Genomic DNA, 12,300 nt, shown 5'->3' with positions numbered 1-12,300 from the left:
ACTGTCTCACAATTTCTCCCTTCATGGTGATGTAAGCTATCAACAAAAGCTTCAGAAAACTGGTATAAGTGGTGCAAACTTTTCAGGTGGAATACGCTATCAGTTTTAAGGAAAGACTGTAAAAATAGCCTATCATTCTATTTAACTTAACAAAAGGCAGCACAATTGTGCTGCCTTTTTTTGTATATTAAAGCCGTCTTTCTCTTTTCAAGGACCTCTCTTCTCTTCATGTAAAAAATGCAGCGCAGAACATTCTTCTACGAAACTTATTCAATCAGATACAATAAACATAACAAGAATCCTCAACAAATTCATGCGACACATTCAAGAAGAATGCTACGCTTTGTAAAAACACATCAAGCAGTATTCTTTATCTTAAACAGAAAACGCGTTTTAAATCCAACGTAAGGAAACTTTTTTCATTTTTGCTTATTGCTCCCAACAGCGCTTGCCCTCCCCTTTTTCCTTAATGCGGAAAAAATTGTAACCGATATTATGCGCCTTCAACAAAAATCTACATAAGCTAAAATTCACTTAAAATATTATTTCTGAATATTCATTTTATATTTAGAAAAAATATTTAATTACTAAATAGTAAGCTAAAAAAAGAATTATTATTTAATAATACATTTAAATTGAATATAAATTATATTATCATATACTTTAATTTGACAGGTAAGAATAAACAAAATAGGCTGAATCGGTTATTTTATTGAAAACCATCTATTTTCACTTCTTCTTATGAAGTCGGCGGGAAAATGAATGTTGGGGGCTTTAAAAGGAGTGGACTGATGCCTAAAAAATTTCTTCTATCCTGCACAGCAATTATGGCAGTTGTACTGTCTGGTATCCATCTTAATGCACAAGCTAAAAATCTTGAAATTTCAGAAAGTAAAAAAGAAGTTTCCAACGAAACCTATGAAATTATTCACGCAAAAAAAGGTGGCCAAATTATCGGCAAGCATTTGACGATAATCGGAAACAAAAAAACAAACACCAATATAAGTACAAATACGCACGCTATAACAGCTGAAGGTTCTAACACTGCGATTGAATTACTGGATGCTACAACCATTAAAGGAACTGGTTCTAACATTTTCTTCGGTCTTGAAGCAAAAGATGGTGCTACACTAAAAATGACTGGGGGAACTATTACAGTTTCCAAAACTGGCGCTAAATTCTTGAACAGTAAGAATGCTGAAAACAAGCTAAAAGATATAATAATATCAAGTGGCAAAGGCAAAGAACCACTAAATTTTGCAATAGTTGCAGACAAAGACAGTGAAGTCACTTTAGAAAATCTAAAGGTGAGTAAGGCAATGAATAGCGTCGTCGCAAATAATCAGTCTAAGGTCACAATCTCTGGAGGATCATTTGATGCAAAAGGCGCATCAATACATGCTCTAAGCAGCGGCACGATTACTTTAACTAACAATGCTCAAATTACATCATCTGATAACGTTGGTCTCTATGCAGAAGGCTCAAAAGCCAAGATCACAATGACGGGAGGAAATATAACAGGAAAAGATGCCGCATTATCTGCAACCAAAGGTGGCCATATTCAAGTCACAGACGTGTCCTTAAAAATAATAAATAGCCCAACTTTCACTGTCAATGCTTACAATTCTGATACCATAATTGAGTTGCTCGGAAATACAACCATTAGCGGTGATGGAGGTGGACTTTTTGCAAAAGATAATGCCATGATCAAAATGACTGGAGGATCCATTAACGCTTCCTATATTGGTGCTAGCTTCAATAATAGTAAGAACGCTGGAAACAAGCTAAAAGATATAATAATATCAAGTGGCAAGGGCAAAGCACCACTATCCGGTGGTGTATTTGCGTACAATGGCAGTCAAGTCACTTTAGAAAATGTAAAAGTGACTAAGGCAATGAATAGCGTTACTGCAAATAATAAATCTGAAATCACGGTATTGGGAGGATCATTTGATGCCACAAAGGCAGCAATATCTGCTTACAATGGCAGTCGCATAACTCTGACCAACAATGTTCAAGCTACATCATCTCATGGCACTGGACTTCATGCAACAGATTCAGAAACCACAATCGAAATGACGGGAGGAAGCGTAATCACAGAAAAAATGGCGTTGGTTGCAGAAAACGGTGGACATATCAAGGTCACAGATGTTGCGTTAACAGCGACGAATGATAAAATCGGAACAGTTGTCGCCGGCGGTCCGAACAGCATGATTGAATTGCATGGGAATACAACAATTAAGAATGCTGTAGTCGGTCTTCATGCACAAAACAGTGGAATGATAAAAATGATCGGAGGGACCATTACAGCTTCTGAAACCGGTGCTGGTTTCTACAATAGTAAGAGCGATGAAAACAAGCTAGAAAATGTGAAAATATCGAGCAGTAACGATAAAGAGCCTAAAATCACAGGAATAGGTGCCGACAAGGAAAGTAAAGTCACTTTAGAAAATGTAACAGTTACGCAGGCAAAAAGCGGCATAGCTGCGAATAATCATTCTAAAGTAACGGTTTCTGGAGGATCATTTGAGGGGAAAACCGTAGGAGTATACGCTGGAAACGGTAGTAACATTACTTTAACTAGTAGTAAAAAAGGCAATGTGCAAGTTACATCATCATCATCGAATAGCAAAGGACTCTATACAAATGGTTTACATTCTACCATCACAATGACGGGGAGAACAGTAACCGGAGAATTAGCATTAAATGCAGAAAACGGTGGGCATATTAAGGTCACAGATGTTTCTCTAACAACAGCAAATGGCAATGGGGGAGGTGCAGGAGTTGATAGTGCTAATAGTATGATTGAATTATATGGAAATACAACGATTAAGAATGCTACTGTCGGGCTTTTGGCAAGTAATGATGGCGTAATTAAAATGATAGGGGGGACCATTACGGCTTCTGCAACTGGTGTTGGCTTCGTGAACAGTAAGAGCACCGAAAATAAACTAGAAAATGTAATAATATCAACCGGTAAAGATAAAAATTCAGGCAACGGAATACTTCTAGAGAAAGAAAGTAGACTCACTTTAAAAAATGTAAAAGTGACTCAAACAGGCAACAGTGTAATTGCAAATAATCGTTCTAACATAACAATCTCTGGAGGATCATTTGATTCAAGCTATGCAACAATATGTGCTCAAAACGGCAGCAGCATCACCTTAACGGACAATGCTCAAATTACGTCATATGATGAAGCAGGACTCTATGCACAAGACTCAAAATCCACGATTATAATGACAACAGGAAGCGTAACAGGAAAATATACAGCCTTAGAAGCAGATATAGGTGGCCATATTACGGTTACAAATGTTGCTTTAAAAGCAACTAATAATGGCAGTGGTGTAGCTGCTGGTGCAGCTTCCTCTGGCTCTAACAGTGTGATTGAATTGCTTGGAAATACAACGATCAGTGACGTTAAAATCGGAATTGATGCGCAAAACGATAGTACAATCAAAATGATCGGAGGAACAATTACTGCTTCCGAAGCTGGCGTTCATTTGTTAAAAAATAAGAGCAATAACAAACTGAAAGATGTAACGATATTAAATAGTAAGGACAATACACTACTGATCAACGCAATAATTGCAAGAAGAAGTGCCATTACTTTAGAAAATGTAACCGTTCCGCAAGCAGTCAATAGCATAGTTTCAGATAATGGTTCTCAAATAACAGTTTCTGGAGGATCATTTAACGCAAAAGGTGCAGCAATATCTGCCATAAACGGCAGTACCATTACTTTAACTGACAATGCTCAAATTACATCATCTGACGACGCTGGACTCTATGCAAAAGACTCAAAATCTATCGTTACCGTAACGGGAGGAACAGTACAAGGTAAAACTACTGCATTATCTGCCGAAAATGGTGGACGTATTAAAGCCACGAATGTTACTCTAATAACAGCAGATAGCAACGGATCCGGTGCGGAAAGCCAAGATGTTGGCAGTTTAGTTGAATTATATGGCCATACAACGATTAAAAATGCTGAGATCGGACTTTCTTCAGAAAATGGTGGGATGATTAAAATGATTGGAGGAACAGTGATTGCCGAAAATAGTGCATTTGTTGTAAATAATAATGGACATATTGATGTGACAGATGTTTCTGCCACAGCAGAAGATAGAGGTATAGCATTTGAAAAATCCAAGAACAATAAAACATCAGAAATCAATTTAACCAATACAAAACTTCACATTAAAAATGGTACTGGAATTAATGCAAATGAATCAATTGGTAAAGTCAATCTCAAAAATTCAGAAATCCGTGCCAATGTTTTATTAGTAACCGAAGCTTCAACGAAAAAAAATGATTTCACTTTTACACTAAACGCCGATCACTCCATCTTAGACGGCAAAGTGAGCACCAAAAAAAAATTCAAAACAATCTTTGATTTGCAAAACAATACGAAATGGACATTGAAAACAAGCACAAATAAAAAAAGCCAGAACGAACAACTGCTTGATATTGCTCAAAGAGTACGTTCTGATATTTCTGTCCTTAACATCAATGACAGCTCTATTGTTTTTGAAAAGCCAACAGAAGATCATTATCACACGTTGCACATAGGATCTGGCAGACCAAATACTAAAAAAGTCTACAATGCTACAGGAAAAGCAGAAATTCATTTCAATGTCGAATGGAGTGATAGCGCTGCCGTAAACAAACAAAAAGCTGACCATCTTCTGATTCACGGTGATGTTTCAGGGACTACACTGATTTATATCACTGGACATTTAGAAAGGAACAATATTAAAGCAGACACTTCTGCTCTTACCAGTGTACGTGGTCTTTCACTCATTCAAGTTTCTGGAAAAGTAAATCAAAACTCTTTCAAACTTGCAAATGGCTATATCACAATAAGTGGTTCACCTTATAAATATATACTGAAGGCTTATGGACCAAAATCAAACCACAGTAAAACAAATACTGAACAAAACCTTTTAGGAGAAAATAAAAATTTTTGGGATTTTCGCTTGCAACCAGTACTGCTTGATAGCGACTCAAAAGTAAAAAACATCGTGCCATAAATACAAACTCTTTGATCATGCCCAGTGCTCTCTTGTATGCTGGATTGACCGATATGGCTAAGCAAAGTGCAACTGTTAGCCAATATGTGAATATCTGTCTTAGGGAAAGAATAAGACAAACGGAATGGCTTCTTCTTATACGCCTATGGAGAAACAAGAGTTTTATTTTTTGATAAGTAGTGCTCCTAGTAAATATGGTTATAGCAGTGCTAATCTTCGCTATGCTGCTCTACAAGGAGCTATTAACTTTGTCGCGCTAGAAGGGCAAAATATCTACAACACATTTTGGTCTTGTAGGAACCTATGGACAACTCTCTTTCACTCCAAATAATATGCAAGACGGTAAGTAAGAGCATGTTGAATAAATGGTCACTTTACTCACTGCCTATGGCAGTATACAGCGTGACAGTGGTTTTTATCTTGATACTCTTTTATCCTATGAAATCCTAAAAGAAGATATCATCAATGCCATCATTGACAAAACTGCAAAATTGAAATCAGCTATTAACAACAGCTTCAAAAAACTGGTATATTCGGAGCAAGTTTTTCAGGTGGAATATACTATCATTTTTAAATCAAGACTGTAACAACAGACGTATTGTTATCTGTATACATTTTATCAAAAAAGGCAGCACAATATGCTGCCTTTTTTATTTATAAAATCTGTTTTTCTTTCAAATAATCTCTTTTTAAGAATAAAAAACAACAAAAATAGTTGAATCATTCTCATGTACCATTGAAAAATTTTCATAACAGCTTCTTCTCTTGTAAAGAATAAAACTTAGCATTTTCTGATAAATAAGAGCGAACACTGTAAAAAAGAATAAACAAATCAAAAACAATAAAAATTAAACTATACTCTAAAGAATAAATTTTCCTAGAAAAAATAGCATTATTAATCACCTATTATTTTTTACAAGCTTAATGCTCATCTACAATGAAAACTTCTAAACATAAATTTATAATCAACAAACTATACAAAAAATACATAATGCGCGTTATGAGTCATGCAGATGACTCATAACGTTGTACAACTAATAAAGTGAAAAATATGAGAGCTAAAATTTCTCTCAATAAATTATATCGATAAGATTTCACACTATAAAAAATACAAAAACTCTCTATTACAACAAAGATACTAAATACTTCTTGAAACCTAAAACAGAAAAATGTATTTTCTCTTTTGGAAAATCGATCATGCTCTTTGCTCTCTATGGACAATAGGCTCTATACTTGCTTCAAAAAACTCCTTTGTATAATCGTGTTGCGCATGTAGATTACGCAATTCATCATTGCTAAGCTCTTCAAGAATAATCCCTTTATGCATAATTCCAACACGTTCACAAATATGTGCAACAACAGCAAGATCATGGGATACCATCAAATAAGTAAGCTTTTTTCTCACGCGTAATGATTTCAACAAGTTTAAAATTTCAGCCTGTACCGACACATCCAATGCAGATGTTGGCTCATCAAGCAACAAAACCTCTGGTTCAATAATTAAAGCACGTGCAAGAGCAATACGCTGACGCTGCCCTCCAGACAGCTCATGAGGATAACGATAAAGAAATGAAGAATCTAAACCAACGGAATCTAAAGCATCCTCCACCCGCTCCTTTTGATTATCCATCCCATGGATTTTGAGAGATTCAGAAAGAACCGTATGGACCATTTTTCTTGGATGAAGTGAAGCATAAGGATCTTGAAAAACCATTTGAATACAGCGTAAAAAATCTTTACTTCTTTTCTTTTCGACTTCTTGTCCAGCAAAAAGGAACTTTCCACTATAATCTGGAATAAGCCCCACCAATGTATTCAAAATTGTTGATTTTCCACATCCGGATTCACCAATCAAACCATAAGCTTCACCACGCTTAATATGAAAATTAACATTTTTAACAACTGTTACTGCCTTATGCCTATGACCAAAAGTTACAGATAAATTAGAAACATCAATAATATTCTCACAATTTGTCATGAGGAACCTCCTCAACACCATTAACAATCGTAGGATTATGTAACCAATCAGGATCACGCTCAGGAACAGCCAAAACATCAACAGGATTATCAAGCCGTGGCAAACTCGCGAGCAATGCCTTCGTATAAGGATGACAAGCGTGAGACAAATCAGAAGCAGGCAACTCTTCTAACACACGGCCTGCATACATCACCAAAATACGATCACAAAAATCAGCAATCATATTCAAATCATGACTAATGAAAATAAGTCCCGTTCCAGATTTTGTCACAAGTTCATCTAACACAGATAAAACTTGTCGTCTGACCGTAATATCAAGTGCAGATGTTGGCTCATCGGCAATAATTAAATCAGGTTTTGGAATGAGCATCATTGCAATCATCACACGCTGCCCCATCCCCCCTGATATTTCATGAGGAAATAGGCGCATCACATGTTCAGGATCACGAATATGAACAGATTCTAACATAGATATAGTCCGTTCCTGCGCTTCAACTTTTGAAACGCGGTAATGAATACGGTAAGCCTCCATAATCTGCTCACCAATCCGTATTAATGGATTAAGTGAATATTTTGGGTCCTGTAAAATCATTGAAATACGCTTCCCGCGGATTTTTCGCATCTGAGGTTCACTTGCGGTCAATAAATCAACATCCTCAAAGCGCATTTTTTTAGCTTTAACAATGGCTGCTCTTGGACTCAACCTTAATATTGCGCGCCCAGTCATCGATTTTCCAGATCCGGATTCACCAACAATTCCAATTTTTTCTTTTCCAACAGAAAAACTAACGCCACGCACAACTTCTGAAATGCCGCGCGTTGTAGGAAAAGAAATACGTAAATCTTCTACTTCTAATAATTTATTACCCATTGCGTGGATCCAATACATCACGAAGACCATCACCTAAAAGGTTGAAAGCAAGACTTGCAAATAATATTGCACAGCCTGGTATTGCCGCCAACCACCAATTTGTCATCATAAATTCCCGCCCTGAAGAAAGCATCGCACCCCATTCAGGACTTGGAAGTTGAGCTCCCAACCCTAAAAAACCAAGGCCAGCAGCCGTTAAAATAATGCCAGACATATCTAAAGTTAATCGTACAATCACTGAAGGAATACACATGGGCGCAACGTGAAACAAAATTATTCTCCAAGCAGAAGCCCCTTGCAAGCGAACGACAGAAACATAATCAGAAGAACGTATTGTCAAAGTCTCAGCACGTGCTAAACGTGCAATTGGGGGCCATGCTGCAATTGAAATTGCAATAGAGGCATTTTCAATCCCTGGTCCCAATGCGGCTGAAAATGCAAGAGCTAAAATCAAACCTGGAAAAGCAAGAAAAATATCGACAATGCGCATGAGCACAGTATCAACCCATCCGCCCATATAACCAGATACAGTTCCAACAATAAGCCCTATTGGACCTACAATAATGGTTGTAAGAAAAACAACATAAAGAGTAATACGGGAACCAAAAACAAGGCGACTAAAAATGTCACGTCCTAATTCATCTGTTCCAAAATAATGCGCCATAGAGGGTGGCTGCAACCGATGCCCTAGATCATTGCTAAGAAAATCATGCGTAGCAATCCAAGGAGCAAAAAATGCACATATGATAATAATACAAATAATAAGCAGACCGAATACAGCCGAAAAGTTATGAAAAAACTTAACCAGTGCGTGATAAATTCTCTGTATGTTCGCCTGAATTATGGAGCTTGGAACAGGGTCGTTTAACCAACCACCCAAAAAAGATGATGATTGCGATTTATGATGATTACTTACTGTCATATTCAACGTGTCCTTGGATCAAAAATGCGATAAAGCAAATCAGAAAATAAATTAATGGCGACAAAGATAAATCCTACAAGTAAAGTACATCCTACAACTGCATTCATATCTCCGGCTAAAAGAGCATTTGTCAAGTAATGTCCAAAACCAGGCCAAGCAAAAACTGTCTCCGTTAAAACAGCCCCTTCTAATAAAAAAGCATAAGAAAGCGCAACAACGGTAATAACCTGAACAGCAGCATTCTTAAAGGCATGTCCCCATACCGTTCGTGCCCACGATAACCCCTTTACACGTGCAGTAATGATATATTCCTGATTAAGCTGCTCAATCATAAACCCACGAGTCATACGGCTAATATAAGCCATAGCACCGAAAGCTAAGATCAAAGCAGGCATAATAATGTGACTAAAAACATTACCAAAAGCCTCCCATTGTCCTTGGCTTGCAGTATCCCAAAGGAAAAATCCTGTTTTTGGTTCGAAAGAATATTCATAAAGAAAATCAATACGTCCTGGACCACCAACCCAGCCAAGCTTGGCGTAAAATATTAACAAAGCCATTAAACCGAGCCAAAACGTTGGAGTAGAATAACTTACAAGTGTAAAAACACGAACAACATAATCAATAAATGAATCGCGATACATTGCTGCAAAAACACCAAATGGAATTCCAAGACTTGTGCCAATAACAATAGCAACGGTTGCAAGCTCTAATGTTGCAGGAAATACACGCATAATATCAGCTAGAACAGGACGCCCAGAAGTTAAAGCATCTCCAAAGTCAAATAAAAATACATTATGAAGATACTTCCAATATTGAACAATCAACGGCTTATCAAGACCAAGCTTATAATACATTGCATCATAAGCTTCCTGACTGATATTATCACCAAGAATAGACAGAACTGGATCTAGAGGAAGAAGATGACCAAGAAAAAAAGTGATCGTCACCAACCCAAGCAATGTGATAAAAACTGAAATAAGAAGTTTCAATCCTTTGCATAAAAAATCCCATAAAAATAATCTTTTCTGCTTTTCTGATACAGCTCTTTCAGTCTCTGAAAGTGGCAAAACCATTATAAAAATCCCCTCTGTAGCGACAAAACATAAAGCAAATACCTTTTTTTATATAACGAAACAACCTCTTATTAAGCATGTTCTACAATCCTTCTCTATAACATGCTTCTTTTTATTTTTCTGCTTCATTGTAATAAAGTCTATAACTGTTCCAAATCCATTTTTTGACATCAGGTCCCATACCAACGGTATAATATGTCTGAAATAAATAAACCATAGGACCATGCTCTAGCACATAATGCTGTAAAGTACGATATTGCATGATACGCTTATTGGGGTCTTTCTCAAACAAAGCATCCATCACCATGTTATTAATATTTTCATCATAATACCCAGCGCGCCAAGCCAAATACATATTGTGCTTTTTTGTAAATGTTGGATCAGGATTAAACACGTGATTTAATGAGGCAGGATGTCCATCAGGATCGGCACTCCCCCACCCCATAATAGCAGTATCATAATTTCCACCACGTACACGGCTCAACAATTGATTTTGTGCCATTTTTTCAATTGTCAGCTCAACACCAATTTTACGTGCATTGGCTTGAATAGACTGTGCAACAGACGACATATAACTAAGGCTTCCAACTAAAAGATTAGCTTTAAAACCGTTCGGATAACCAGCCTCAGTAATTAACTGTTTTGCTTTTTTCAAATCCAACTTAAAAGGCAGACCTTCTTTTTCATCCAAAGCACCAGGAACACCCAAGGACATATAAGTTGCCCGCGGAATAGCAATCCCCTTCAAAACAGTTTTTCCAAGACCTTCATAATCAACCAAATAACGAAGTGCCAATCTAACCTTTTCGTTTGCAAAAATTGCATTCTTATTATTTAATGATAAATAAATAATCTGGGGGCGCAAAACACGACTAATTTTGACTGGGCCTCCCTTTTTTTCAAGATCTAAAATATCCTCTGAAGAAAGATCACGCGCTATATCCACATCACCTTTTTCCAAAAGAAGTCTTTGACTTGATGAATCTGCTACGTGCTGCACAACAATCTTCTTAATTTTAGGCACATCGCCCCAATAATGCTGTGTAGCCTCTAATACAACTTTATCTCCTGGAGACCAGCTCACCAATTTATAAGGTCCAACACAAGCCGAATGTGTCGCTAAATATTTATTCCCCATATCACCGTTAATACTCTGCGCTTCAATTGTTTTCCGATCAAGCAAAGCAGAAGCATAAGACTGTCCAATAACAGTCAATATGAGCTGAATAGGGTAGGGTTTATCTAATTTTAATTGCAAAGTCTTATCATCAAGAGCTTGAATATTTGTTTCAACATTGTTTTTAGTAAACCCATAATCCATTAAAGATTGGGCATAGCTCAATCCTAATTTAATAATCCGCCGCATCGACCATACCAAATCTTGCGCCGTTGCTGTTCTTCCATCATTAAACTTTAAATCATCACGAAGATGAAAAACTATTCTTTTGCCATTATCTAAAACATCCCAAGATTTTGCCATAGCAGGGCGAATTTTTGTAGGATCATGTTCATCATATTGTACTAACGCGCTACAAATATTCGTCAATAACTCACTCGTCACGACTTCAACAGTTTGCGCTGGGTCAAAACTACTCATTGAATCAATATTCCATGCCATCACCAATATATCTTTAGATGAAGCACTAAATGCTGATGCTATAGCCCCATTTAAAAAAGCTGTTATGCCTAATAAAACAGAAAATTTTTTCAACATTTTTTTCCCATTTTTTTCCTATTATATTCTTATGCCTTTTCACACATAGCTGTTGTGATTTTGCTCTTTCATCTTTTAAACAGCATAGTATCAAACATCAACTTTATTTAATCAAACTAAGCATCTATAAAATAATTCTCTCATACATCAATCTATATTCGGGATGCAGAGAATCTGTAGCCACAAACAAAGATCTTGTCCAATATAACTTTCTATATTCATCCCCCTTAATAAACGACCTCCATCATATACAGCACAAACATCCCTCACAGTTTCATCCTTTAAGAAACTGAAGGACTTTTATATGAAAGAATATTTTCATCATGCAATTATGATCAAGCTATTTTACCTTTGACAACACCAAAAGACACTTTTATTTTTCAATTTTACTATAAAAAATACGCGGTGCACTATTCCAAACCCATTTTTTGACATCCGGTGTCATCGCGACAACGCTATATTGCTGGTAAATAAACGCATAAGGTCCTTTTTGCATAAGTTCACGTTGTAAATCAGCATATATTTGCGCCCGTTTTTGCGGATCTTTTTGAAACAAAGCATATTCAACTTTTTGATTCATCTTGGCATCAAAATACCCATGCTTCCAACTAGGATAGGCAGTGTTTCTAGCCTCAAACCGATTATCTGGATTATAAACAAGACGTGAAGCCATTGTATGAGGATCCGCAGAATCATTATTCCATCC

General features: G+C 36.7%; 8 protein-coding genes and 1 pseudogene. 3 read left to right on the top strand and 6 right to left on the bottom strand.

Going from position 1 to position 12,300, the window contains the following annotated elements; genetic code table 11:
• The first annotated feature begins 791 nt into the window (after nt 1–791).
• The 3 genes from ACFIKY_RS08185 to ACFIKY_RS08175 all read left to right on the top strand — a co-directional run bounded on the left by ACFIKY_RS08185 (nt 792) and on the right by ACFIKY_RS08175 (nt 5,620).
• The gene (locus ACFIKY_RS08185; RefSeq protein WP_375661665.1) at nt 792–5,033 is read left to right on the top strand and encodes a right-handed parallel beta-helix repeat-containing protein; all 4,242 of its coding nucleotides are present in this window, start codon (nt 792–794) and stop codon (nt 5,031–5,033) included.
• Nucleotides 5,034–5,157: 124 nt separating this feature from the next.
• Nucleotides 5,158–5,364, top strand: a complete 207-nt coding sequence (locus ACFIKY_RS08180) for a hypothetical protein (RefSeq protein WP_375636660.1) — start codon at nt 5,158–5,160, stop codon at nt 5,362–5,364.
• 34 nt (nt 5,365–5,398) lie between these two features.
• Nucleotides 5,399–5,620, top strand: coding sequence for a hypothetical protein (locus ACFIKY_RS08175; RefSeq protein WP_375636659.1), 222 nt, complete (start codon nt 5,399–5,401; stop codon nt 5,618–5,620).
• 608 nt (nt 5,621–6,228) lie between these two features.
• Here ACFIKY_RS08175 and ACFIKY_RS08170 read toward each other — a convergent pair.
• The 6 genes and pseudogenes from ACFIKY_RS08170 to ACFIKY_RS08145 all read right to left on the bottom strand — a co-directional run.
• Nucleotides 6,229–7,011, bottom strand: coding sequence for an ABC transporter ATP-binding protein (locus ACFIKY_RS08170; protein WP_375636657.1), 783 nt, complete (start codon nt 7,009–7,011; stop codon nt 6,229–6,231).
• Entirely contained in the window at nt 6,998–7,882 is an 885-nt protein-coding gene (locus ACFIKY_RS08165; protein WP_015856300.1) for an ABC transporter ATP-binding protein, read from the bottom strand. Before ACFIKY_RS08165 ends, ACFIKY_RS08170 begins: the two co-directional genes overlap by 14 nt.
• On the bottom strand, nt 7,875–8,804 hold the full coding sequence (locus tag ACFIKY_RS08160) for an ABC transporter permease (protein WP_015856299.1): 930 nt from the start codon (nt 8,802–8,804) through the stop codon (nt 7,875–7,877). Before ACFIKY_RS08160 ends, ACFIKY_RS08165 begins: the two co-directional genes overlap by 8 nt.
• A gap of 2 nt (nt 8,805–8,806) precedes the next feature.
• Nucleotides 8,807–9,880, bottom strand: a complete 1,074-nt coding sequence (locus ACFIKY_RS08155) for an ABC transporter permease (protein WP_015856298.1) — start codon at nt 9,878–9,880, stop codon at nt 8,807–8,809.
• 112 nt (nt 9,881–9,992) lie between these two features.
• On the bottom strand, nt 9,993–11,594 hold the full coding sequence (locus tag ACFIKY_RS08150; RefSeq protein ID WP_375636654.1) for an ABC transporter substrate-binding protein: 1,602 nt from the start codon (nt 11,592–11,594) through the stop codon (nt 9,993–9,995).
• Between the two features lie 373 nt (nt 11,595–11,967).
• Nucleotides 11,968–12,300: pseudogene (locus ACFIKY_RS08145) on the bottom strand (ABC transporter substrate-binding protein); the annotation flags it as partial.

The sequence above is a fragment of the Bartonella sp. CR127HXZ genome (assembly GCF_042194555.1).
Lineage (GTDB): Bacteria > Pseudomonadota > Alphaproteobacteria > Rhizobiales > Rhizobiaceae > Bartonella > Bartonella grahamii.
Note: the sequence above shows the minus strand (reverse complement) of the source record. Positions and strands in the feature narration are given on the sequence as shown.

Coding starts and splice junctions, on each gene's coding strand:
- ACFIKY_RS08185 (WP_375661665.1), top strand. CDS start 792: ATGCCTAAAAAATTTCTTCTATCCTGCACAGCAATTATGGCAGTTGTA.
- ACFIKY_RS08180 (WP_375636660.1), top strand. CDS start 5,158: ATGGCTTCTTCTTATACGCCTATGGAGAAACAAGAGTTTTATTTTTTG.
- ACFIKY_RS08175 (WP_375636659.1), top strand. CDS start 5,399: ATGGTCACTTTACTCACTGCCTATGGCAGTATACAGCGTGACAGTGGT.
- ACFIKY_RS08170 (WP_375636657.1), bottom strand. CDS start 7,011: ATGACAAATTGTGAGAATATTATTGATGTTTCTAATTTATCTGTAACT.
- ACFIKY_RS08165 (WP_015856300.1), bottom strand. CDS start 7,882: ATGGGTAATAAATTATTAGAAGTAGAAGATTTACGTATTTCTTTTCCT.
- ACFIKY_RS08160 (WP_015856299.1), bottom strand. CDS start 8,804: ATGACAGTAAGTAATCATCATAAATCGCAATCATCATCTTTTTTGGGT.
- ACFIKY_RS08155 (WP_015856298.1), bottom strand. CDS start 9,880: ATGGTTTTGCCACTTTCAGAGACTGAAAGAGCTGTATCAGAAAAGCAG.
- ACFIKY_RS08150 (WP_375636654.1), bottom strand. CDS start 11,594: ATGTTGAAAAAATTTTCTGTTTTATTAGGCATAACAGCTTTTTTAAAT.